The organism is Acidovorax sp. WCS2018Noco2-16 (assembly GCF_031843945.1).
Lineage (GTDB): Bacteria > Pseudomonadota > Gammaproteobacteria > Burkholderiales > Burkholderiaceae_C > Paracidovorax.
The window spans coordinates 783,670-805,990 of sequence record NZ_JAVTJJ010000001.1 but is presented as its reverse complement, the minus strand read 5'-3'; the positions used below and the strand labels follow the sequence as shown (position 1 = coordinate 805,990).

Genomic DNA, 22,321 nt, shown 5'->3' with positions numbered 1-22,321 from the left:
GCATGCTTTAGTCCGCGTGGACAGTGCGGCATCAGCTACTATTTTTGTAGCATTTTGATTGAAGGAAAATAGTCATCGCTACTGAATTTCGTGATCGTCGCCACCGTGAAGAGCGCAAGCACCGCCTAAACCGGGAAATCATGGCCCCTGAGGTTCGCCTCTCGGGTCCTGACAATGAGCCGTTAGGTGTTGTGAGTCTCATGGAAGCCCTCCGCATGGCGGGCGAGTTGGATGTGGACTTGGTGGAGATTGCCGCCACGGCCAGTCCTCCCGTTTGCCGCCTGATGGATTACGGCAAGTTCAAGTACCTTGAGCAAAAACGCGCGGCGGAGGCCAAGGCCAAGCAGACGGTCATTGAAATCAAGGAAGTAAAGTTCCGACCGGGTACCGATGACGGCGACTACAACATCAAGATGCGCAACATCCGCCGCTTTCTGGCGGAAGGTGACAAGTGCAAAATCACGCTGCGGTTCCGTGGCCGTGAAATCACCCACCAAGAGTTGGGTCTTGCATTGCTGAACCGCATTCGTGACGACTTGGGTGACACCATTCTGATCGAACAGTTTCCCAAGCTTGAAGGCCGCCAGATGATCATGATGATCGCTCCTGGTCGCAAAAAGCCTGCTGCAGTCAAGCCTGCTGCCGAAGCGACGGGCACTGCGCCTGCCGCTTGACCGGCTAGGGCTGAGGTCAGACTGATTTAAGAGATGTGCAGCGTCGGGTCGCAAGCCTGGCGCGGCAACAGATGGCATGTAAGTGCCATCGTGCAGCGCAGAAATGTTGTTGCCTAAAAGTGGCTCGGGGCCAACAAGTTTGCGAATCGGTTTGCAAACGCCTCACGAGCACAAACAAGAAGGAGCATTCACATGCCCAAAATGAAGACCAAGAGCAGCGCGAAGAAACGTTTCCGCGTTCGTCCCGGTGGCACCGTCAAGCGCGGTCAAGCCTTCAAGCGTCACATCTTGACCAAGAAGACCACCAAGAACAAGCGCCAGTTGCGTGGTGCGGTTGCTGTGCACGAGACCAATATGGGCTCGATCGCACAAATGCTGCCCGGTTTCGGCCTTTAATAACGACGAACAAGGAGTACTCACATGCCTCGCGTCAAACGTGGTGTAACGGCCCGTGCCCGTCACAAGAAAGTTCTAGCCCTCGCCAAGGGCTTCCGTGGTCGCCGCGGTAATGTCTTCCGCATCGCCAAGCAGGCGGTGATGAAGGCTGGGCAATATGCCTACCGTGACCGCCGCACCAAGAAGCGCGTGTTCCGCCAGTTGTGGATCGCCCGTATCAACGCCGCTTCGCGCGAACTGGGCCTGACCTACAGCCAGTTCACGAACGGCCTGAAGAAGGCGTCCATCGAGATCGACCGCAAGATGTTGGCCGACCTCGCGGTGCACGACAAGGCTGCTTTTGGCAGCATCGTGGAACAAGTCAAGGCCAAGCTGGCTGCTTGAGTTCACGGTCGAGTGCTATATTGTTTATAGCGCTCTGCGCGCTAACAACAAGGGCTAGAGCTTGAAAAGGCACTAGCCCTTGTTTATTTTCACGAGTCGATATGAACGAGCTGGATTCCCTGGTCGAAAGCGCGCGTCAACTTTTCGCGCAAACCGCAACCCCTGCCGATCTGGAAAACGCCAAAGCGCAGTTTCTAGGCAAGTCCGGTCGCTTGACCGAGCTGATGAAGGGCATGGCGCAGTTGTCGGTAGAAGAAAAGAAGTCGCGTGGCGCTGCGATCAATCTGGCAAAGCAGGCGGTAGAAGCCTCTTTGACCGAGCGTCGACAGGCTCTTGCCGATGCTGAGTTGCAGGCGCAACTCAAGGCAGAGGCGCTGGATGTGACCCTGCCAGGTCGTCAGCAGGGGCGTGGTGGTCTGCATCCCGTATCCCTCACGCTGGAGCGCATCGAGCAGATTTTCGGCTCGATGGGTTTTGATGTGGCAGAAGGGCCCGAGATCGAAACCGACTGGTTCAACTTCACGGCGTTGAACACACCGCAGGATCACCCCGCGCGGTCCATGCACGACACCTTCTATGTAGAAGGCGGCACGGCTGATGCCCCGCACCTGTTGCGCACGCACACCAGTCCCATGCAGGTTCGCCATGCCGTGCAGCACGTCAAGCGCCATCGTGCCAAGATTGATGCAGGCCAGGGCATGCCCGAGATCCGCGTGATCGCGCCCGGCCGTACCTACCGGGTCGACAGCGATGCGACCCATTCGCCCATGTTCCATCAGTGCGAAGGCCTCTGGATCGGCGAGAACGTGAGTTTCAAGGATCTCAAGGTGGTCTTCACCGCCTTCTGCCGTGCCTTCTTCGAGAGCGATGATCTGGTGCTACGTTTTCGCCCTAGCTTTTTCCCTTTCACCGAGCCCAGCGCTGAGATCGATATCCAGTTCCAGACCGGCCCGTTGGCCGGTCGGTGGCTTGAAGTCGCGGGTTCGGGTCAGGTGCATCCGAACGTGGTGCACAACATGGGACTGGATCCGGAAACCTACATCGGCTTTGCTTTCGGCATGGGGCCCGACCGGCTGACGATGCTGCGATACGGCGTCAATGACCTACGCTTGTTTTTTGATGGCGACGTTCGCTTTTTGACGCAGTTCCAGTAAGGCGCATCGTTCCTACCTTGGCGCCTGGGCTGCTGGCCAGCCCCATCATCGATCGAATCATGAGAATCCGAAAATGCAATTTCCAGAATCCTGGCTGCGCGAGTTCTGCAATCCTCCGTTGACTACTGCCGAGCTGGCCGAGACCCTGACGATGGCAGGGCTCGAGGTGGAGGAACTCCGCCCCGTTGCTCCTGCCTTCAGCCACATCGTCGTGGGTGAGATCAAGGAGGCTGTTCAGCATCCCAACGCGGACCGCCTGCGCGTGTGCCAAGTTGATGTGGGCCAGAGCGAGTTGCTGAATATCGTCTGCGGCGCGCCGAATGCCCGCGTGGGCATCAAGGTGCCCTGTGCGCTGGTCGGGGCGGAACTGCCGCCGGGTGAAGAGGGCAAGCCATTTCTGATCAAGCTGGGCAAGCTGCGCGGGGTGGAGAGTCAAGGCATGCTGTGCTCCGCAAAAGAACTCAAGCTGGCGGATGACCATGGCGGGCTGCTGGAACTGTCGGACGACGCAGTGCCAGGCCGCGATATCCGTGAGCAATTGAATCTGGACGACACGCTCTTGACCCTCAAGCTCACGCCCAACTTGGCGCACGCGTTGAGCGTCTACGGGATTGCGCGCGAGTTGTCTGCCTTGACCGGTGCGCCCCTGCGGTCTCCAGAATTCCCTGTAGTTGTTACGTCGTTGGACGACAAGTTGCCCGTGAGCATCGTTCATAAGGATCTGTGCGGCCGTTTTTCGGGCCGCATCATGAGGAACGTCAACACCCGCGTCGCGACGCCGCAATGGATGGTGGATCGCCTCGCCCGTTGCGGTCAACGCAGTGTGTCGCCGTTGGTGGATATCTCCAACTACGTGATGTTCGAGCTGGGTCGGCCTTCGCACATCTTCGATCTGGACAAAATTCATGGCGGCCTGGAGGTGCGCTGGGGACGTGCAGGTGAGCAGTTGAAGCTGCTGAATGGCAACACCGTCACCATCGATGAAACCGTCGGCGTCATTGCCGACAGTCAGGCTGTCGAATCGCTCGCCGGCATCATGGGCGGTGACACCACGGCGGTATCGGATGACACCCGCCACATTTATATCGAGGCTGCTTTCTGGTGGCCGAAAGCGGTGGCTGGCAGATCGCGTCGCTTCAACTTCTCTACCGACGCAGGCCATCGGTTCGAACGTGGCGTTGATCCTCAGAACACGGTGGAGCACATCGAGCGCATCACGCAACTCGTGCTGGACATCTGCGGCACGCCTGAGACAGTCTGCGGGCCGGTAGATGACCAACTGCTCAACGTTCCCCAGCCCAGCAAGGTGACTCTGCGTGTGGCTCGAGCAGCCAAGGTGATCGGCATGCCACTGACGCAGGCGCAATGCGCAGACGCTTTGCAGCGCCTAGGGTTGTCTGTGACTTCGGAAGAGGGTGTGTTGCACGTGGTGGCGCCTTCGTATCGCTTCGACATCAACATCGAGGAAGACCTCATCGAAGAGGTAGCCCGCATGGTGGGTTACGAAAACCTGCCTACCACGCCGCCGCTCGCACCCATTACGCCAAAGCTGCCTGCAGAGTCGCGCCGTAGCGCGTTCGCCGTGCGCCGCGAACTGGCTGCGCTGGGCTATCAAGAAACCATCAACTTCAGCTTTGTGGAGGCGTCCTGGGAGCATGAGTTGGCGGCCAATTTGCAACCGATTCAGTTGCTGAACCCCATTGCAAGCCAGTTGAGTGTGATGCGATCTTCGCTGCTGGGTTCGTTGCTGCAGGTGCTGAAGTTCAATCTGGATCGCAAGGTCGGCCGCGTTCGGGTGTTTGAACTGGGCCGTGTTTTTCTACGAGACGATGCGGTTTTCGATAGCGACACCACTGTGGCCGGAGTTCACCAGCCGATGCGTGTTGCCGGCTTGGCTTACGGCGCATTAGAAATGCTTCAGTGGGGTCGCAACGATCAGGCTGTTGACTTCTATGACGCCAAGGGTGACGTGCAAGCGCTTCTTGCCCCTCTCGATGCCACTTTCGAGCCTGGCTCGCATCCGGCAATGCATCCGGGTCGATGCGCGCGCGTGCTGCTGGCTGGTGCAGCCATCGGGCATGTCGGCGAATTGCATCCGCAGTGGCGCCAGTCTTGGGGGCTGCCTCTGGCGCCGGTCGTTTTCGAGCTCGAACTGGACGCTGTACTTCGACGCCCTGTGCCGGTGTTCTCTCCGGTCACCAAACATCAGGCTGTGGAACGCGACATCGCTGTTGTGGTGGCCGAGCGGGTGACGCACGATGAAATTATTGCGGCGATCGAAGCGGCTGTTCCTTCAAGCGTGCTGCGTGCAGCAGTGCTGTTCGATGTGTTTCGGCCTAAGCAACTGCGCACCGGCGAAGTGGCGGGCAGCGGTGCTTTGGCGGTTGGGGAAAAGAGTCTGGCAGTACGTTTGACGCTGGCAAGCGATGACGCGTCGCTCACTGATGCAGAGATCGAGTCGGCCGTGCAGGCTGCGCTGCAAGAACTTTCGCGCCGCACGGGCGCTCGACTGCGGTGACGATGTTGAAGGAGAGTGCTGAAGTGATTCAATTTTCGGTGGAAAGTCTGGAGACGGCAGCGCTCACCAAAGCACAGTTGGCTGATCTGCTGTTCGATCACATTGGATTGAACAAGCGTGAATCCAAAGACATGGTCGATGCGTTCTTTGATCTGATGGCGCAGAGTCTGGTCGAAGGAAAAGATGTGAAGTTGTCGGGTTTCGGCAACTTCCAGATTCGGACCAAGGCGCCTCGCCCTGGGCGCAACCCTCGCACCGGTGAATCCATTCCGATTGAAGCCAGGCGTGTCGTTACTTTCCACGCCAGCAGCAAACTCAAAGAGCAGATTCAGGAAGCGACTACGCCTTAAATCCAGGTGGTTGCAGCGCTAGGGACTGGTGCCAGCGCAGTGGCTGCGGTACGCTTGGCGGTTGATCTTCCTGTTCGCGAAGTTCCATGAGCACATCGCTTCCTTCCATTCCTGCAAAACGCTACTTCACTATTGGCGAGGTAGCAGAGTTGTGCGGCGTCAAACCCCACGTGCTGCGATATTGGGAGCAAGAATTTACCCAGCTGCGCCCGATGAAGCGGCGCGGCAATCGCCGTTATTACCAGCACCATGAAGTGCTGATGATCCGGCGCATTCGCGATTTGCTTTACGACCAGGGTTTCACCATCAGCGGCGCCCGCAATCGGCTGCAGGACGGGCCAGGTGCCGACAGTGAATCCGAATCGGAGACGATTGAGGAGTTGGGACCACAAGAGGAGGGAGGGCTGGAGCGTGCCGCTTTGGCGGTGCCGATGGATACGCGATTAATTCGAAGAGAATTGCGCGAAATTCGCGAGCTTCTTTCAAGTGACGGAATTTACACCATATAATCGCTGTCTTGTCGGCGTGTAGCGCAGCCTGGTAGCGCACTTGCATGGGGTGCAAGGGGTCGCGAGTTCGAATCCCGCCACGCCGACCATTTATTGAGAACCCAGCTTCGAACGGAGCTGGGTTTTTTGCTTTATCGATCAGTTAGCGTTGCTGATTGAAGCTGGGTATGTGTGCCTGGTTACAAGCGCCGGGCATGTGGTGCAGCTATAATCGGGGGCTTTCCCGCAAAAACGTCGCCCGGCCGTACCCAAAGCAATTCCCCAACAAGTAGCAGTCTTCAGGAACGTCTTCCTGCGGACTCCGGGCGACCCGTAACCATTCGGAGAACCCAGTGCTCTTGTCTCTACAGGGAACCTTCCCGCCCGCCATTCTGGCGCTCGCAGACGGCACGGTCTTTATCGGCAACTCGATCGGTGCCACCGGCACTATCGTCGGCGAAGTGGTGTTCAACACCGCCATCACCGGCTACCAGGAAATCCTCACTGACCCCAGCTACTGCCAGCAGATCGTCACATTGACGTATCCGCACATCGGCAACTACGGCGTCAATACTGAGGACATCGAGGCTGACAAGGTCCACGCTGCAGGCCTCGTTATCAAAGACCTGCCTCTGCTGGCCAGCAACTTCCGCAGCACCGAAACGCTTTCGCAGTACTTGGTACGCGAGAAGACCGTAGGCATCGCCAATATCGACACGCGCAAGCTCACCCGCATCCTGCGCGACAAGGGTGCGCAAAACGGTGCCATCGTGGGCTTGGCTGCCGGTGAAGCCGTGACGCAGGCACGCGTTAACGAAGCCCTGGCCGCTGCCAAGGCCGCGCCCAGCATGAATGGCCTGGACTTGGCCAAGGTCGTGAGCACGCCCACGTCCTATGTCTGGGATCAGACCGAGTGGAAACTGGGAGAAGGCTACGGCCAGCAGACGGCTCCGCGATTCCATGTAGTGGCGTATGACTACGGCGTGAAGAAGAACATTCTTCGCATGCTGGCCGAGCGCGGCTGCAAGCTCACCGTGGTGCCCGCGAAGACATCCGCTGCCGATGTGCTGGCGATGAGCCCGGACGGCGTTTTCCTGTCCAACGGCCCTGGCGATCCGGCGCCCTGCGATTACGCCATCGAGGCGACTCGGCAGATCATCGATGCCGGTGTGCCCACCTTTGGCATTTGCCTGGGCCACCAGATCATGGCCTTGGCCAGCGGTGCCAAGACCTTCAAGATGGACAACAGCCACCATGGCGCGAACCACCCTGTGAAGGATCTGGACAACGGCCGCGTCAGCATCACCAGCCAGAACCACGGCTTCGCGGTAGAGGCCAACTCGCTGCCCGGCACGCTGCGCCCCACGCACATCAGCTTGTTTGACGGCACGCTGCAGGGCCTGGAGCGCACTGACCAACCTGCGTTCTGTTTTCAGGGCCATCCGGAAGCCTCGCCTGGTCCGCACGACATCGCCTATCTGTTCGACCGTTTCACGGCCCTGATGGAAAAGCACAAGACGGAGAACAAGAATGCCTAAGCGCAGCGACCTCAAATCGATCCTCATCATCGGCGCAGGTCCGATCATCATCGGCCAGGCGTGCGAGTTCGACTACTCCGGCGTGCAGGCCTGCAAGGCGCTGCGCGAAGAGGGCTACAAGGTCATCCTGATCAACAGCAACCCTGCAACGATCATGACTGACCCGGCCACGGCCGACGTTACCTACATCGAGCCGATCACTTGGCAGACGGTCGAGAAGATCATCGCCAAAGAGCGTCCCGACGCCATCCTGCCGACCATGGGTGGCCAGACCGCACTGAACTGCGCACTGGACCTGTGGCATCACGGCGTCCTCGAAAAGTACAAGGTCGAGCTGATCGGCGCGACGCCTGAGGCCATCGACAAGGCCGAGGACCGCCTGAAGTTCAAGGACGCGATGACCAAGATCGGCCTGGGCTCTGCGCGCTCCGGCATCGCCCATTCGATGGACGAGGCCTGGGCCGTGCAGAAGACGTTGGGCTTTCCTACCGTGATCCGCCCCAGCTTCACGCTGGGCGGCACGGGCGGCGGCATCGCCTACAACCCCGAAGAATTCGAGACCATCTGCAAACGCGGCCTTGAAGCCTCGCCGACCAACGAGCTGCTGATCGAAGAATCGCTGCTCGGCTGGAAAGAGTACGAGATGGAAGTGGTGCGCGACAAGGCGGACAACTGCATCATCATCTGCTCCATCGAGAACCTGGACCCGATGGGCGTGCACACGGGCGACTCCATCACTGTGGCCCCCGCGCAAACGCTGTCGGACAAGGAATACCAGGTTCTGCGCAATGCGTCGCTGGCCGTGCTGCGGGAGATCGGTGTGGACACCGGCGGCTCCAACGTGCAGTTCTCCATCAACCCGAAAGACGGCCGCATGGTCGTCATCGAGATGAATCCGCGCGTGTCGCGCTCGTCCGCGCTGGCATCCAAGGCCACGGGATTTCCGATCGCCAAGGTCGCGGCCAAGCTGGCGGTGGGCTACACGCTCGACGAGCTCAAGAACGAAATCACGGGCGGTGCCACGCCAGCGTCGTTCGAGCCCTCGATCGACTACGTCGTCACCAAGATTCCACGCTTCGCTTTCGAGAAATTCCCCACGGCTGATAGCCGCCTGACGACGCAGATGAAGTCGGTCGGCGAGGTGATGGCCATGGGCCGCACGTTCCAGGAGTCGTTCCAGAAAGCCCTGCGCGGCCTGGAGGTCGGCGTGGACGGCATGAACGAGAAGACCCAGGACCGCGAGCTGCTCGAGAAGGAGCTGGGCGAGCCCGGCCCTGAGCGCATCTGGTACGTGGGTGACGCGTTCGCCATGGGCCTGTCGGTGGATGAGGTGTTCGACCTCACCAAGATCGACAAGTGGTTCCTGGTGCAGATCGAGCAGATCGTGAAGATCGAGCTGGACATCGACAAGCTGGTGGCCGACAAGGGTGAGGGCGCCTTGGCAGCGCTGGATGCAGGCACGCTGCTCGCACTCAAGCAAAAAGGCTTCTCCGACCGTCGCCTGGCCAAGCTGCTCAAGACCAACGAAAAGGCTGTGCGCGAAGCGCGCCGCGCTCTCAACGTGCGCCCCGTCTACAAGCGCGTGGATACCTGCGCGGCGGAATTCGCTACCGACACGGCGTACCTTTATTCCACCTACGAGACTGCCACGTACGGGGGTGTCGCCGAATGCGAGGCAGCGCCCACCAACAACAAGAAGATCATGGTGCTGGGCGGTGGACCCAACCGCATCGGCCAGGGCATCGAGTTCGACTATTGCTGCGTGCATGCCGCTCTCGCCATGCGCGAGGACGGCTATGAAACCATCATGGTCAACTGCAACCCCGAGACCGTGTCGACCGACTACGACACCTCTGACCGCCTGTACTTCGAGCCGGTCACGCTCGAGGACGTGCTGGAGATCGTCAACAAGGAAAAGCCGGTTGGCGTGATCGTGCAGTATGGCGGCCAGACGCCCTTGAAGCTGGCCCTGGGCCTCGAAGCCGAAGGCGTGCCGATCATCGGCACCAGCCCCGACATGATCGATGCGGCCGAAGACCGCGAGCGCTTCCAGAAACTGCTGGGCGACCTGGGCCTGCGCCAGCCGCCCAACGCCACGGCCCGTACCGAACCCGAGGCGCTGGAAAAGGCCGCGGCCCTGGGCTACCCCCTGGTGGTGCGCCCCAGCTACGTGCTGGGCGGCCGTGCGATGGAAATCGTGCACGAGCAGCGTGACCTGGAGCGCTATATGCGCGAGGCCGTGAAGGTCAGCAACGACTCGCCCGTGCTGCTGGACCGCTTCCTCTCCAACGCCATCGAGTGCGACGTGGACTGCGTGCGTGACTCCGCAGGCGTCACCTTCATCGGTGGCGTGATGGAGCACATCGAACAGGCAGGCGTGCACAGCGGCGACTCCGCCTGCTCGCTGCCGCCTTACTACCTGTCGCAGCCCACCATCGACGAGATCAAGCGCCAGACCGCCGCCATGGCCCAAGGCCTGAGCGTGGTGGGCCTGATGAACGTGCAGTTCGCGATCCAGGAGGTGGACGGCAAGGACGTGATCTACGTGCTCGAAGTGAACCCGCGCGCCTCGCGCACGGTGCCTTTCGTGAGCAAGGCCACCGGCATCCAGCTGGCCAAGGTGGCCGCGCGCTGCATGGCCGGCCAGACGCTGGCCTCGCAAGGCATCACCAAGGAAGTGACGCCGCCGTACTTCAGCGTAAAGGAGGCCGTGTTCCCGTTCGTCAAGTTCCCCGGCGTGGACACGATTCTCGGCCCCGAGATGAAGTCCACCGGCGAAGTGATGGGCGTGGGCAAGACCTTTGGCGAAGCCTTCGTGAAGAGCCAGCTGGGTGCGGGCACCAAGCTGCCGACGTCGGGCAAGGTGTTCCTCACCGTCAAGAACGCCGACAAACCACGCGCCGTGGACATTGCACGCCAGCTCGTCGCCCTGGGCTTCGATCTGGTCGCGACCAAGGGCACGGCGGCTGCAATCGCCGAAGCGGGCGTGCCGGTGGCCGTCGTGAACAAGGTGACCGAGGGTCGCCCGCACATCGTGGACATGATCAAGAACGACGAGATCGTGATGGTCATCAACACCGTGGAGGAGCGCCGCAACGCGATTGCCGATTCGCGCGCCATTCGCACCAGCTCTTTGCTGGCCCGGGTGACCACCTTCACTACCATCTTCGGCGCCGAGGCGGCCGTGGAAGGTATGAAGCACCTCGACACCCTCGACGTGTATTCGGTGCAGGAACTGCATGCCCAGCTGACTGCCTGATAGGACCGCCGCTCCGTTCGGACGGCACGTCTTTGGGTGCAGGGCGCCGCGTCAAACGCGGCATAATCCCTACTCGAACTGAAACCGCCGCGCGGCAACGCGCGGCGGTTTGCTTTTGGTGGCGTCGCGGCACATTGCATGGCAGTGCGGCCGACACGCTGAGGAGGGTTGCGCATCTGTGCGCAGCAAAGAGTTGAACGGAGAGATTGACCCATGACCACCATCCCGATTACCAAGCGCGGCGCAGAGAAGCTGAAGGAAGAACTGCATCGCCTGAAAACCGTCGAGCGCCCCTGGGTGATCAACTCGATCTCCGAAGCGCGTGCGCAAGGCGACCTGAGCGAAAACGCCGAGTACGAGGCCGCCAAGGATCGCCAGGGCTTCATTGAAGGCCGCATTCAGGAAGTAGAAGGCAAGCTGTCGGCCGCGCAGATCATCGACCCGAGCCAGTTGGACGCAGGCGGCAAGGTCGTGTTCGGTGCCACGGTGGAACTGGAAGACGAAGAGAGCGGCGAGACGGTCACCTATCAGATCGTGGGTGAGGACGAAGCCGATCTGAAGCTGGGCCTGATCAACGTGTCCAGCCCGATCGCCCGTGCGCTGATCGGCAAGGAAGAGGGCGACACGGCAGAGGTGCGGGCGCCCGGCGGCGTACGCCGTTACGACGTGGTGGCGGTCAGCTACCGTTGATGGACGGCGGGGCGCACGCCATGCGAGATCGCCTGCCTGTTTTTGCTGCCGCGCTGTGGTGGGGCAGCCTGTCCACCATCGGGTTCGTGGTGGTGCCCTTGCTGTTCGCCCATCTGGCCACGCCAGCTGCTGCCGGCTTGATGGCGGCACGTCTTTTCGAGGCGCAGACTTTCATTTCGATAGCATGTGGCGCTTTGCTGCTGGTGCTTTCCAAGCGAAAGTTTGCTGAAACCGAGGAGGAGTGGGCGCGAGCAGCTATGATTTTTATCATTGGCGGGCTGTTGCTGGCCTTGGTCGTGCAATACGGCGTGGCTCCCCGCATCGTGGCGCGACAGAACCTCAAGCTCTGGCATTCGATCGGCACGGTGCTGTATGCGCTGCAATGGCTATGCGCACTCGCGGTGCTGTGGCGCACCGTTCAACAACCCCCGCGTTGATATAAGAGGCCAGAGGCCTCAAAGATCGTCAGTTGAGCACGGTCACAACACCGCGCCGATCTGCCCGATGACTCGATCACTCGTGCCAGTGTTCCGCCACCCAGGTGGCCGGCTCGATATGGCGGAAACGCCGGTTGCGCCGGCCTGCCAGGGCGTCTGGCGGATTGCATTCGCCGTGGAAGATAACGATGCGCGCGCCTGCAGGCACGGCTGGCGCCTTCCAGTAATTTGATGGCCAGGCGGGGATGCTGTGGTACTTGAAGCTGGGACACCAGGCGTCAGGCCAATACGACAGCTTGCCCTGGCGATGCAGGAAGTCCGACAGATACGCCTGCTCATTGCGAAACTGGCTTCGAATTTCTTCGAAGTGCCCGCGAAAGTAATCGAGGACGTCCGGATGCGCGCCGATCTCGAAACGATACACCGACGAATTGCCTGTCACCCGCCAGGGGCGCTTGTAATCGTGAATGATGACGAAGTCACCCGACTGGGTAAAGAATTCGTCCAGGCTTCCGGTGACCACCACGTCGACATCGAGAAAGAGTGCGGTGCCGCGCAGGCCGTGCAGGTCAGCACTGAAGGTCGCCAGCTTGGTCCAGCCCCTCTCCGGAATACCCGCAGGCAGATCCAGCGGCGGGATGGGCAGGCACTGCACTTCTTCGCGAATGCCAGAGGCATCGTCCGTCAGGCAGACAAAATGAAAGTCGCCGCGCAGGTGGCGGCGCACCATGGCGTAAAGGCGGTTGACATACTCGGGGCCGTACTTGGTGCCCCATTTCATGCAGATGACGTGGCGCTCTGGCGCCGTGGCGCCAGGCATTAATCAGCCTGCCGTTTCTTGATCGATTTCTGCTTGGGCGGCTTGGCACGCTTGATCTGGCCGCCCGGCGTGAGTCGTTGGTTGCCCAGCACGCGCAGTTGCTTTACTTCGGGGCGTTGGCCGCCGCGCTTGCTGAACTTCAGCACTTTCACGTCGCGAGGACCGGGCATGCGGTCTTCGTCCAAGGTCTTTTCCTTCGGTGGCACGGGGCGCCAGAGCACCAGCAATTTGCCGATGTGCTGAATGGGCGCTGCGTTCAGATCGTTGGCCAGCTGTTGGTAGACCTGTTCGCGCGCCACGCGGTCGTCGCTGAAAACGCGGACCTTGATAAGTCCGTGCGCGTTCAAGGCGGCGTTCACCTCTTTTTGCACGGCAGGAGTAAGGCCGTCACCGCCGATCAGAACCACAGGGTCCAGATGGTGGGCTTGAGCGCGGTGTTCCCGGCGCTCGGCGGGAGTCAATTGAATGAGGGGCATGGGCCGTATTATCTCAATGCGCCGGGCTGGTGCCGGCAACCGGCTCCGCGGCATGCGAATGCACAGCGAAAAACAGATGAAAGCCGACAACAAACCCAAGAAGGTCAACAAAGCGTGGTTGCATGACCACATGAACGACCCGTACGTCAAACAGGCGCAAAGGGACGGCTATCGCGCGCGCGCTGCATACAAGCTCAAGGAGATCGATGAGCAGCTGGGGCTGATCCGGCCGGGCCACATCGTGGTGGACCTGGGTTCGGCTCCAGGTGCTTGGAGTCAGTACGTACGCAGGCGCATGTCTCCTGACGGCGCTGCCGCCGGCGCGCTGAAGGGCACCATCATTGCGCTGGACATGTTGCCCATGGAGCCCATCGAAGGTGTGGTGTTTCTGCAGGGCGACTTCCGCGAGGATGCGGTGCTCGAGAAGCTTCAGGAGGTCGTGCAGGGCAGGGCTGTGGATGTAGTGATCTCGGACATGGCGCCCAACCTCTCCGGCATTGCATCGGCCGACTCCGCCCGCATCTCCTTGTTGATCGAGCTGGCGGTGGATTTCGCCAAGGTCCATCTCAAGCCCGACGGCGCCTTGGTGGTGAAGCTGTTTCACGGAGGTGGCTACGCCGAACTGGTGCAGCTCTTCAAGGACAACTTCAAGCTCGTCAAGCCGCTCAAACCCAAGGCTTCACGCGACCGGTCGTCCGAAACCTTTCTGGTGGGCATTGGCCTGAAGTAGGCGTCGCCAGAGGTATTTGCGGCCTGTGCCGCGTTGACCATAGCCATTGCTGGGGTAAGCCGCCTCGGCCCATGGCTTGAAACGCCTAAAATGCGCCTCAAATGCGCTAGGACGGTTTCATGACACGCTCATGGCTGTTCAACCTTTCCCTTTCTGGAGTTCCGCTTGAACAATCAGTGGTTTTCAAAAGTCGCCGTCTGGCTTGTCATTGCCATGGTGCTTTTTACGGTGTTCAAACAGTTTGACACCCGCGCGGGTGCGAGCGCTGGTGCCGTGGGCTATTCGGAGTTCCTGGAGGAAGTCCGCAGCAACCGCATCAAGAGCGCCACCATCCAGGAAGGCCAAGGCGGTACTGAAATCGTCGCGGTCACCAATGATGACCGCAAGATCCGCACGACCGCCACCTACCTGGACCGGGGCCTGGTGGGCGATTTGATCAGCAACAACGTCAAGTTCGATGTGAAGCCACGCGAAGAAGGCTCGCTGCTGATGACCTTGCTCGTCAGTTGGGGCCCCATGCTGCTGTTGATCGGCGTATGGGTGTACTTCATGCGCCAGATGCAGGGCGGCGGCAAGGGTGGCGCGTTCAGCTTCGGCAAGAGCAAGGCACGCCTGCTCGACGAGAACAGCAATACCGTGACCTTTGCGGATGTCGCAGGCTGTGACGAGGCCAAGGAAGAAGTGAAGGAAGTCGTCGACTTCCTGAAAGACCCGCAGAAATTCCAGAAACTCGGCGGCCGCATTCCACGTGGCTTGCTGCTGGTCGGCCCTCCGGGTACCGGCAAGACGCTGCTGGCCAAGTCGATTGCCGGTGAAGCCAAGGTCCCGTTCTTCAGCATTTCGGGCTCCGACTTTGTTGAGATGTTTGTCGGCGTGGGCGCATCCCGAGTCCGCGATATGTTCGAGAACGCCAAGAAGAACGCGCCTTGCATCATCTTCATCGATGAAATCGATGCGGTGGGACGCCAGCGTGGTGCCGGCCTGGGCGGCGGGAATGACGAGCGCGAGCAGACGCTGAACCAGATGCTGGTCGAGATGGACGGTTTCGAAACCAACCTCGGCGTGATCGTGGTGGCTGCCACCAACCGCCCTGACATCTTGGATGCGGCCTTGCTGCGCCCAGGACGGTTCGACCGCCAGGTTTATGTGACGCTGCCTGACATCCGCGGCCGCGAGCAGATCCTGAACGTGCACATGCGCAAGATTCCCGTGGGTCAGGACGTGAACCCCAGCATCATTGCCCGTGGCACGCCAGGCATGTCGGGCGCTGACTTGGCCAACCTGTGTAACGAAGCTGCCCTGATGGCTGCCCGCCGCAGTGCCCGCACCGTGGAGATGCAGGACTTCGAGAAGGCCAAGGACAAGATCATCATGGGGCCAGAGCGCAAGAGCATGGTCATGCCCGAGGAAGAGCGGCGCAACACGGCCTATCACGAGGCTGGCCACGCATTGATCGGCAAGCTGCTTCCCAAGTGCGACCCTGTGCACAAGGTCACGATCATTCCACGCGGCCGTGCCCTGGGCGTGACGATGAGCTTGCCCGAGAAGGACCGCTACAGCTACGACCGTGAATACATGCTCAACCAGATCAGCATGCTGTTCGGTGGCCGCATCGCTGAAGAAGTGTTCATGAACCAGATGACTACGGGTGCTAGCAATGACTTCGAGCGTGCCACCTCCATCGCCCGCGACATGGTCACACGCTACGGCATGACTGAGGCGCTGGGCCCCATGGTCTACGCTGAGAACGAGGGTGAGGTTTTCCTGGGCCGTTCGGTGACCAAGACCACCACCATGAGCGAGCAGACCATGGAGAAAGTGGATGGCGAAGTACGACGCATCATCGATGAGCAATACGCCCTGGCCCGCCACCTGATCGAGGAAAACCAGGACAAGATGCACGCGATGGCTAAGGCCATGCTCGAATGGGAAACCATTGATGCAGAGCAGCTTGACGACATCATGGCGGGTCGCCAGCCGCGGCCACCAAAGGATTGGACGCCGCGCACTCCATCGTCCGGTGGGGACAACTCTGGTGGTGGCACACCTGCCGTGAACACCGAGCCCGCTCCTACCGCTGCTTGACGCGCGGAACAGCGCAACTGAACAACGGGGCCTTGTGCCCCGTTGTCGCATTTGATCTTCCAATGCGCAACGACAAATTTTCTGCAGAGATCGGGCTGTGAAGTTGGACACGTCGGTGCCGGCTACTGGCTATTGGCGCACCTCGCGTTTTGCCATCGACCTGTCGCGGCCGCAGGTCATGGGCATCGTCAATGTGACGCCCGATTCCTTTTCTGACGGCGGACGCAACGCGGGGCTGTCGAGGGCGCTGGCGCATTGCGAACAATTGCTGGCCGAAGGCGCAGACATTCTCGACATCGGGGGTGAGTCGACCCGCCCGGGCAGTCCGGCCGTATCGCTGGAGGAAGAACTGGCGCGCGTCATGCCCGTGGTGCGCGAGGCTGTGAGGCTGAACGTGCCTCTTTCGGTGGACACCTACAAGCCAGAGGTCATGCAGGCCGTGCTGGAACTCGGGGCCGACATCGTCAACGACATCTGGGCGCTGCGGCAGCCAGGCGCTGCGCAGGTGATTGCGGGCCACCCCCACTGCGGCGTGTGCCTGATGCACATGCACCGCGATCCGCAAACCATGCAGCAGCTGCCCATGGAAGGCGATGTTCCCAAGCGGGTGCTATTATTTTTAGAGCAATCTGCGCTTGAACTGCAAGCGCTAGGGGTCGAAAAGGCTCGTATCGTGCTGGACGCGGGCATTGGCTTCGGCAAGACCGTGGAACAGAACTTCGCCCTGCTGGCCCGGCAAGCTGAGCTGCAGGCCGCTCCTTATCCCTGGCTGGCCGGCTGGTCTCGCAAATCATCGCTGGGTATGGTCACCGGGCTACCGGTAGACCAGCGTCTAGGCGCCAGCGTGGCCGCTGCTGTGCTGGCCGTGGACCGTGGCGCACGCATCGTGCGGGTGCACGACGTGCGTGATACCGTGGCAGCGATTCAGGTCTGGCACGCCATGCAGCAGCAAAGCATTGGCCCAGCGCTGTCGGACAATTCGTAGTTCAGCCGCTGGCATAACAATCAACAAGGCAGTGAGGAGAGAGCACATGAAGCGAACCTATTTCGGCACCGATGGCATCCGTGGAACCGTGGGCCAGGCGCCCATCACGCCTGATTTCGTTTTGCGACTGGCCCACGCCGTAGGACGCGTGCTGCGGGAAACCGAAAAACGCCCGACGGTGCTGATCGGCAAGGACACCCGCATTTCCGGCTACATGCTGGAAAGCGCGCTCGAATCCGGCTTCAATTCGGCCGGCGTCGACGTGGTGCTGCTCGGGCCACTGCCCACGCCCGGCGTTGCCTACCTCACTCGCGCGCAGCGGGCCAGCCTGGGCGTGGTGATCAGCGCCAGCCACAATCCGTACCCCGATAACGGCATCAAATTCTTCAGTGCGCAGGGCGCCAAGCTATCGGACGCGTGGGAGCAGTCGGTGGAAACGGCGCTGACCGCCGCTCCCGTCTGGGCCGATTCGGCGTCGCTGGGCAAGACGCGCAGGCTGGACGATGCCGCCGGCCGGTACATCGAATTCTGCAAGAGCACCTTCGCGCAGGACTTGACGCTGCGAGGGCTGAAGATCGTCGTCGATGCGGCTCACGGTGCGGCCTATCACATAGCGCCCAAGGTGTTTCACGAACTGGGCGCCGAAGTGCTCGCCATCGGCTGCTCGCCCGATGGGCTGAACATCAACCACGAGGTGGGCGCCACGCACCCCGACGCTCTGGTGCGCGCCGTGCGGGCCAACCATGCCGACTACGGCATTGCGCTGGATGGCGACGCGGACCGGTTGCAGATCGTGGACGCCGCAGGGCGCCTCTACAACGGCGACGAGCTGCTCTACCTGATGGCGGCAGATCGCCTGGGCCGCAACGAGGCCGTTCCGGGCGTTGTTGGCACGCTGATGACCAACATGGCCGTGGAAGTGGCGCTGCGCAAGCGCGGCGTGCAGTTCGTGCGTGCCAAGGTGGGTGACCGGTATGTGCTGGAAGAACTGGCACGACACGGATGGCTGCTGGGGGGGGAAGGCTCGGGCCACTTGTTGGCGCTGGATCGCCACACGACCGGCGACGGATTGGTCAGTGCCCTGCAGATCCTTCAGGCCTGCGTGCGCAGTGGCCGCACGATTGCCCAGTTGCTGCAGGACGTGACGCTTTTCCCGCAAGTGCTGCTCAACGTGCGCCTGGCGCCGGAACAGGACTGGAAGTCGAATCAGCTACTGTCAGACGATATCAAGGCCGTCGAAGCGGAACTGGGAGACACCGGCCGCGTGCTGATTCGCGCAAGTGGCACCGAGCCGCTGTTGCGTGTGATGGTGGAAGCACGTGACGCTGAGCAGGCCAATCGGTGTGCGCAGCGCCTGGCGGATGCCGCGCGAGCCGGATAAGGTCGCACAGCGCTGACGGATGCCCGGTACAACATGTGCCGAAGATTCAAGTCCCTGGGCTTGGAGGCTACAAATCCAGCGTGGCGGCTTCTTCTGCCGCCGGCTCCGTAAGCAAGCCATGCCCGCCACGCCGCAACAGCGGCGTGATCTGTTCCGCAGGCATGGGGCGGCTCAGAAAGTAGCCTTGGGCCTCATCACACCCTTGCTCCCGCAAGAACGCGAGTTGCTCGGCTGTTTCCACGCCCTCGGCGGTGGTGCGCATGCCCAGCGCCTGGGCCATGCGGATGATGGCGCTGACGATGGCGCGGTCGTTGGGGTCATGGCCCAGATCACGCACGAACGATTGGTCGATCTTCAGCTTGTAGATCTGGAACCGCTTCAAGTGGCTGAGCGACGAATATCCGGTGCCGAAGTCGTCCATGGACATGCGCACACCGCGCTCGCGCAACTGGTCCATGGTGGCGATGGCAGAACGCGGATCGTCGACCGCCACGCCCTCGGTCAATTCCAGCTCCAGCAAGTGCGCCGGCAACACCGCCTCATCAAGGATGCGGCCGATCAGCTCGGGCAATTGTGGCTGGCGGAACTGCACGGCTGACAGGTTCACCGCAATCGTGAGTGCTTCCAGCCCTTCGGCGCGCCAAGCGTGCAGTTGCGCCAGCGCCGTGCGCAACACCCATTCACCGATCTGCAGGATCTGGCCGGTGTCTTCGGCAATGGGAATGAACTCAGCAGGCGACACGGAACCCAGCTCGGGATGGTCCCAGCGAAGCAGCGCTTCTACGCTGCGGATGGTGCCGGTGCGCAGCGTGACCTGCGGCTGGTAGTGCAGGTGTAGCTGATTGCGCTCCAGCGCCCGGCGCAGGGCGTTTTCCAGTCGCAGTGCCCGCGTCGATTGCGCATGCATCTCCGGCGTGAAGAACCGGAAGGTATTGCGGCCATCCGACTTGGCACGGTACATCGCGGTGTCCGCGGACTGGGTCAGGGTTTCGAAGTCTTCGCCGTCTTGCGGGAAGAGGGCGATGCCCATCGATGGTGCCATCGTCAGCTCGTGATGGCCAATTTGATACGGCTGGCGCGCTGCTTCCTGCAGCTTGCCCGCAACGCGCGCCGCGCCGAGGGCGTTGGCGCCGGGCAGCAACAGTACGAATTCGTCGCCACCCAGCCGCGCCACGGTGTCGCGGTCGCGCACGATGGCCCGCAGCCGCTTGGCGATCTCCACCAGTAGGTCGTCGCCCACGCGGTGCCCCAGCGAATCGTTCACGTGCTTGAAGTGGTCCAGGTCCAGAAACATCACGGCCAGCGGCGTGCCGTTCTGTTGCGCCAGGCGAATCGCCTGCTGGCTGCGTTCGGCCAGCAGGGTACGGTTGGGCAGACCGGTCAGGGGATCGTAATGAGCCAGCCAGTAGATGCGTTCCTGGTCGAGCTTGCGGTCATGGATTTCGCGGTGCAAGTCGGTGACCGTGGCACGCAGCTCTTCGGTTCGGTCCTGCACCAACTGCTCCAACTCGTCGGTCAGGCGCTTGGCCATGCCGGCGCGGCGGGCGCGTACGCCGCCATCCATCACGGCCCACAGAAACTGTTGGGCGTCATCTTCCACACCGGGCATGGCCCGAACGCTGACGCGGCACTGCACAGGCTCACCGTCCTTGCGCAGCAACGTCAATTGGCCGTCGAACACACCGGCTTCGACGACTGCCCATTGCTGCTGTGGAATACCACGCAGCTCGCCCGGCTCGTAGCCCAACAGGCTTTCGAAATGGGGGTTGCAATGCACCAGCAGCCCCTGGTGCACCAGGGCGATCCCCACAGGCGCCGCGTCGAACAGTGCCGGCTCCCATGGATCAGATCCGGAAGACGCTGCATCGGGCAAGCATTCCGGAACGGGTGACAGCGGCGGCATAGATCGGTGCGAATGTAATGGCAGAAGCGGAATTTGTACCAAATTGTAGTCTTCGCTGGCGTGCTGCGTATTTCGGTCGATCCAATGCCCATGTGAACGCCCGTGTGCGCATCGCCAATAGCGCAGCTGCCGGCTGCTTCTACGCAGGCCCGCGCGCGTGCATCTTGGCTGCGATGTACTCCCCATGGGTCACGTGCAGCAGACCGGCAATCTTGCTGATGGCGTGCTGCTCTCCGGCTCCAATATGGTCGTCGGCATACGCCACTTGCCACAGGGCCTCCACCAGCCGGATCTTTTCCGGCTGGGTGAAATGGTCGTTCAGCGCAGAAGTGAAGCGCTGGTAATCGTAGGCGGTTCGGGCGGTCGCATCTGCCAGCTCGAGCAGCTGGTCCAGCTCATCGCCCGCCAGCGCGAAGCGTTCGGACAGCGCCTGGGCCACGGCCTTGCGTTCCTGCGGCTCGGATGCCGGCTCCGCACGCATGACCTCCACCAGCAGCACGGCTGCCGCCAGCTGCACTGCGTGCTGGCGTTCTGCCGCAGGCGCCTCGATGGCCGAGCGGGTGAATGTATCGAACAGATCCTTGAGTGTTTTGAGCATGCGATGTGCGAGCCGGGGCAGGGCGGGTTGGTTCCTGGGTTAAACCCACCGCCGTCCCGCAGGCCAGCCTTCTCCTACGTGCCCATGGCCTGCCGGACGGCCCGCGCACGCCAGGGTGCTGCTAGTTTCAAGGCTTCATCCAACGAAAGGACTTGCCCCATGACTGATTCCGTTCGGGAGTCGTTGAACGATCTGATTGCCTATGACGATGCGCGTGCGAGTGCGCCGTTCGAACACGGATTCGTGGCTGTCGCGGGGCTGGGCCTGCTGGCGTGCGCAGTCGCCGCGCCATCGCGCGGGCGCGCCGTGTTCCATGCGGCGATGGCGGGTGCGTTGCTCTTTCGCGCAGCTTCTGGCAAGGACGGCTTGCGCAAATGGGTCGAAGCAGCGCAGCCGAAGACGGAGAGCAAATGGGTGATTGCACGGCCATGACCGCGCGGACATATCGGGCGAAAAAATGCGCGCGCCGACCCCCACCACTCGCGCAACCGGCGCTGCTCGACAATAGCGGCGATGACCACGACCCAGAACTCCTCCCGCACCCTGCTGCCCCGCCAACTGCTGGTAGCTCCTGACAAAAACGACCCGCAACCCCTGGTGCTGTACCACGGCCGTTGCGCCGATGGTTTCGGCGCGGCGCTGGCCGCATGGATCTACTACGGCGGCCAAGTCGAATGCGTGGGTCTCTCGCACGGGCAGGCCACGTCGGTGGACGACCTGCCGCCGCTGCAAGGGCGTGCGGTGTACATCCTCGACTTCGCCTTTGCGCCAGACCTGTTGGGTGCCATCGACGAGCGCGCTGCCAAGTTGGTGTTGCTCGACCACCACAAGAGCGCCGCAGAGCAATTGACGGGCTTTGCCTGCCGCTGCGGCGTCGTGCATTTCGACATGACCAAGTCCGGCACGCGGCTCGCGTGGGACTTCTTTCACCCCGACGCGCCGCTGCCCGACCTGGCGCGCTTCATCGAGGACCGCGACCTCTGGGCCTGGAAGTACCCGGAGACGGCGGGCTACGTCGCCGCGCTCGACATGGAGCCGTTCGACTTCGCGCGCTGGCAGCAAATCGCGGCATTCACTCCGGCCGACACCGTCGCCTTCATCGCGCGCGGGCAGGCCATGGACGAGAAATTCCGCCACCTGGCCCAGGACGTTGCGGGCGGCGCGCAGGCGCTGGTCTTCAACGGCGAGGCTGGCCTGATGGTGAATGCGCCGGGCGCTTTCCACAGCCTGGTGGGCGAGCTGCTTTCTGCCCAGAGCGGCACCTTCGCGCTGATGTGGACGGTGGGTAAGGACGGCAAGGTGAAGGTCGGCCTGCGCTCGCAGCGCGGCTACGACTGTTCGCTGCTGGCAGTCACCATGGGTGGCGGCGGGCATGCACAGGCGTGTGGCTTTCGTATGGGCGCCGACCGCCTGCCTGAACTGCTGAGCGGGCAATTCAAGGCCTGATCGCCGCCG

Annotated in this window: 21 protein-coding genes and 1 tRNA gene; 18 read left to right on the top strand and 4 right to left on the bottom strand. The window is 61.7% G+C overall.

Annotation, left to right across the window (positions count from 1 at the left end):
* The first annotated feature begins 74 nt into the window (after positions 1 to 74).
* From infC to RQI28_RS03595, 12 genes are all read left to right on the top strand, one after another.
* Positions 75 to 674: a translation initiation factor IF-3 gene (infC, locus tag RQI28_RS03650; RefSeq protein WP_404976853.1), complete on the top strand. Its 600-nt coding sequence runs from the start codon at positions 75 to 77 to the stop codon at positions 672 to 674.
* Between the two features lie 192 nt (positions 675 to 866).
* Positions 867 to 1,070: a 50S ribosomal protein L35 gene (gene rpmI / locus RQI28_RS03645; RefSeq protein WP_311221210.1), complete on the top strand. Its 204-nt coding sequence runs from the start codon at positions 867 to 869 to the stop codon at positions 1,068 to 1,070.
* A 24-nt stretch (positions 1,071 to 1,094) separates the two neighbouring features.
* Positions 1,095 to 1,454, top strand: coding sequence for a 50S ribosomal protein L20 (rplT, locus tag RQI28_RS03640; protein WP_056667373.1), 360 nt, complete (start codon positions 1,095 to 1,097; stop codon positions 1,452 to 1,454).
* A 101-nt stretch (positions 1,455 to 1,555) separates the two neighbouring features.
* Positions 1,556 to 2,608 carry a phenylalanine--tRNA ligase subunit alpha gene (pheS, locus tag RQI28_RS03635; protein WP_311221209.1) on the top strand — a complete coding sequence of 351 codons (1,053 nt, stop codon included), beginning with the start codon at positions 1,556 to 1,558 and terminating at the stop codon, positions 2,606 to 2,608.
* Positions 2,609 to 2,681: 73 nt separating this feature from the next.
* Positions 2,682 to 5,126 carry a phenylalanine--tRNA ligase subunit beta gene (pheT, locus tag RQI28_RS03630; protein ID WP_311221208.1) on the top strand — a complete coding sequence of 815 codons (2,445 nt, stop codon included), beginning with the start codon at positions 2,682 to 2,684 and terminating at the stop codon, positions 5,124 to 5,126.
* Positions 5,127 to 5,128: 2 nt separating this feature from the next.
* Positions 5,129 to 5,476 carry an integration host factor subunit alpha gene (locus RQI28_RS03625; protein WP_311221564.1) on the top strand — a complete coding sequence of 116 codons (348 nt, stop codon included), beginning with the start codon at positions 5,129 to 5,131 and terminating at the stop codon, positions 5,474 to 5,476.
* Between the two features lie 86 nt (positions 5,477 to 5,562).
* Positions 5,563 to 5,985 carry a MerR family transcriptional regulator gene (locus tag RQI28_RS03620; protein ID WP_311221207.1) on the top strand — a complete coding sequence of 141 codons (423 nt, stop codon included), beginning with the start codon at positions 5,563 to 5,565 and terminating at the stop codon, positions 5,983 to 5,985.
* 12 nt (positions 5,986 to 5,997) lie between these two features.
* Positions 5,998 to 6,074 (top strand) — tRNA-Pro (locus RQI28_RS03615).
* Positions 6,075 to 6,317: 243 nt separating this feature from the next.
* Positions 6,318 to 7,502: a glutamine-hydrolyzing carbamoyl-phosphate synthase small subunit gene (gene carA, locus RQI28_RS03610; protein ID WP_311221206.1), complete on the top strand. Its 1,185-nt coding sequence runs from the start codon at positions 6,318 to 6,320 to the stop codon at positions 7,500 to 7,502.
* The gene (gene carB, locus RQI28_RS03605; protein WP_311221205.1) at positions 7,495 to 10,761 is read left to right on the top strand and encodes a carbamoyl-phosphate synthase large subunit; all 3,267 of its coding nucleotides are present in this window, start codon (positions 7,495 to 7,497) and stop codon (positions 10,759 to 10,761) included. The genes carA and carB overlap by 8 nt, the downstream gene beginning before the upstream one ends.
* A gap of 213 nt (positions 10,762 to 10,974) precedes the next feature.
* On the top strand, positions 10,975 to 11,451 hold the full coding sequence (gene greA / locus RQI28_RS03600; RefSeq protein ID WP_311221204.1) for a transcription elongation factor GreA: 477 nt from the start codon (positions 10,975 to 10,977) through the stop codon (positions 11,449 to 11,451).
* 20 nt (positions 11,452 to 11,471) lie between these two features.
* Entirely contained in the window at positions 11,472 to 11,888 is a 417-nt protein-coding gene (locus RQI28_RS03595; RefSeq protein ID WP_311221203.1) for a DUF4149 domain-containing protein, read from the top strand.
* A gap of 76 nt (positions 11,889 to 11,964) precedes the next feature.
* On the opposite strand, the gene RQI28_RS03590 is transcribed toward RQI28_RS03595, so the two are convergent.
* On the bottom strand, positions 11,965 to 12,708 hold the full coding sequence (locus RQI28_RS03590) for a glycosyltransferase (protein ID WP_311221202.1): 744 nt from the start codon (positions 12,706 to 12,708) through the stop codon (positions 11,965 to 11,967).
* Positions 12,708 to 13,184: a YhbY family RNA-binding protein gene (locus RQI28_RS03585; protein ID WP_311221201.1), complete on the bottom strand. Its 477-nt coding sequence runs from the start codon at positions 13,182 to 13,184 to the stop codon at positions 12,708 to 12,710. Before RQI28_RS03585 ends, RQI28_RS03590 begins: the two co-directional genes overlap by 1 nt.
* A gap of 76 nt (positions 13,185 to 13,260) precedes the next feature.
* Between RQI28_RS03585 and RQI28_RS03580 the strand changes: the two genes are divergently transcribed.
* The 4 genes from RQI28_RS03580 (at position 13,261) to glmM (ending at position 18,365) form a co-directional block, all read left to right on the top strand.
* Positions 13,261 to 13,914, top strand: a complete 654-nt coding sequence (locus RQI28_RS03580) for an RlmE family RNA methyltransferase (protein WP_311221200.1) — start codon at positions 13,261 to 13,263, stop codon at positions 13,912 to 13,914.
* A 165-nt stretch (positions 13,915 to 14,079) separates the two neighbouring features.
* Positions 14,080 to 15,999 carry an ATP-dependent zinc metalloprotease FtsH gene (gene ftsH, locus RQI28_RS03575; protein ID WP_311221199.1) on the top strand — a complete coding sequence of 640 codons (1,920 nt, stop codon included), beginning with the start codon at positions 14,080 to 14,082 and terminating at the stop codon, positions 15,997 to 15,999.
* Positions 16,000 to 16,177: 178 nt separating this feature from the next.
* Positions 16,178 to 16,984 carry a dihydropteroate synthase gene (gene folP, locus RQI28_RS03570; protein ID WP_311221563.1) on the top strand — a complete coding sequence of 269 codons (807 nt, stop codon included), beginning with the start codon at positions 16,178 to 16,180 and terminating at the stop codon, positions 16,982 to 16,984.
* A gap of 46 nt (positions 16,985 to 17,030) precedes the next feature.
* A complete protein-coding gene (glmM, locus tag RQI28_RS03565; protein WP_311221198.1) occupies positions 17,031 to 18,365 on the top strand; it encodes a phosphoglucosamine mutase in 1,335 nt (444 codons plus the stop codon).
* Positions 18,366 to 18,432: 67 nt separating this feature from the next.
* Here the strand turns inward: glmM and RQI28_RS03560 are convergent, their stop codons facing one another.
* Together RQI28_RS03560 and RQI28_RS03555 are read right to left on the bottom strand one after the other, a co-directional pair.
* Positions 18,433 to 20,268 (bottom strand): EAL domain-containing protein, encoded by a 1,836-nt coding sequence (locus RQI28_RS03560; RefSeq protein ID WP_311221197.1) that lies wholly within the window; start codon positions 20,266 to 20,268, stop codon positions 18,433 to 18,435.
* A gap of 139 nt (positions 20,269 to 20,407) precedes the next feature.
* On the bottom strand, positions 20,408 to 20,866 hold the full coding sequence (locus RQI28_RS03555; protein ID WP_311221196.1) for a TerB family tellurite resistance protein: 459 nt from the start codon (positions 20,864 to 20,866) through the stop codon (positions 20,408 to 20,410).
* 159 nt (positions 20,867 to 21,025) lie between these two features.
* Here RQI28_RS03555 and RQI28_RS03550 point away from each other — a divergent pair, with 159 nt between their 5' ends.
* Both RQI28_RS03550 and RQI28_RS03545 read left to right on the top strand, forming a co-directional pair.
* Positions 21,026 to 21,298 carry a hypothetical protein gene (locus tag RQI28_RS03550; RefSeq protein ID WP_311221195.1) on the top strand — a complete coding sequence of 91 codons (273 nt, stop codon included), beginning with the start codon at positions 21,026 to 21,028 and terminating at the stop codon, positions 21,296 to 21,298.
* Between the two features lie 81 nt (positions 21,299 to 21,379).
* A complete protein-coding gene (locus RQI28_RS03545) occupies positions 21,380 to 22,312 on the top strand; it encodes a DHHA1 domain-containing protein (RefSeq protein WP_311221194.1) in 933 nt (310 codons plus the stop codon).
* Positions 22,313 to 22,321: the final 9 nt, after the last annotated feature.

Excerpts from the sequence above, each read along its gene's own strand:
- rpmI (WP_311221210.1), top strand. The coding sequence starts at position 867 with ATGCCCAAAATGAAGACCAAGAGCAGCGCGAAGAAACGTTTCCGCGTT.
- rplT (WP_056667373.1), top strand. The coding sequence starts at position 1,095 with ATGCCTCGCGTCAAACGTGGTGTAACGGCCCGTGCCCGTCACAAGAAA.
- pheS (WP_311221209.1), top strand. The coding sequence starts at position 1,556 with ATGAACGAGCTGGATTCCCTGGTCGAAAGCGCGCGTCAACTTTTCGCG.
- pheT (WP_311221208.1), top strand. The coding sequence starts at position 2,682 with ATGCAATTTCCAGAATCCTGGCTGCGCGAGTTCTGCAATCCTCCGTTG.
- RQI28_RS03625 (WP_311221564.1), top strand. The coding sequence starts at position 5,129 with ATGTTGAAGGAGAGTGCTGAAGTGATTCAATTTTCGGTGGAAAGTCTG.
- RQI28_RS03620 (WP_311221207.1), top strand. The coding sequence starts at position 5,563 with ATGAGCACATCGCTTCCTTCCATTCCTGCAAAACGCTACTTCACTATT.
- carB (WP_311221205.1), top strand. The coding sequence starts at position 7,495 with ATGCCTAAGCGCAGCGACCTCAAATCGATCCTCATCATCGGCGCAGGT.
- greA (WP_311221204.1), top strand. The coding sequence starts at position 10,975 with ATGACCACCATCCCGATTACCAAGCGCGGCGCAGAGAAGCTGAAGGAA.
- RQI28_RS03595 (WP_311221203.1), top strand. The coding sequence starts at position 11,472 with ATGCGAGATCGCCTGCCTGTTTTTGCTGCCGCGCTGTGGTGGGGCAGC.
- RQI28_RS03590 (WP_311221202.1), bottom strand. The coding sequence starts at position 12,708 with ATGCCTGGCGCCACGGCGCCAGAGCGCCACGTCATCTGCATGAAATGG.
- RQI28_RS03585 (WP_311221201.1), bottom strand. The coding sequence starts at position 13,184 with ATGCCCCTCATTCAATTGACTCCCGCCGAGCGCCGGGAACACCGCGCT.
- RQI28_RS03580 (WP_311221200.1), top strand. The coding sequence starts at position 13,261 with ATGAAAGCCGACAACAAACCCAAGAAGGTCAACAAAGCGTGGTTGCAT.
- folP (WP_311221563.1), top strand. The coding sequence starts at position 16,178 with ATGGGCATCGTCAATGTGACGCCCGATTCCTTTTCTGACGGCGGACGC.
- glmM (WP_311221198.1), top strand. The coding sequence starts at position 17,031 with ATGAAGCGAACCTATTTCGGCACCGATGGCATCCGTGGAACCGTGGGC.
- RQI28_RS03560 (WP_311221197.1), bottom strand. The coding sequence starts at position 20,268 with ATGCCGCCGCTGTCACCCGTTCCGGAATGCTTGCCCGATGCAGCGTCT.
- RQI28_RS03555 (WP_311221196.1), bottom strand. The coding sequence starts at position 20,866 with ATGCTCAAAACACTCAAGGATCTGTTCGATACATTCACCCGCTCGGCC.
- RQI28_RS03550 (WP_311221195.1), top strand. The coding sequence starts at position 21,026 with ATGACTGATTCCGTTCGGGAGTCGTTGAACGATCTGATTGCCTATGAC.
- RQI28_RS03545 (WP_311221194.1), top strand. The coding sequence starts at position 21,380 with ATGACCACGACCCAGAACTCCTCCCGCACCCTGCTGCCCCGCCAACTG.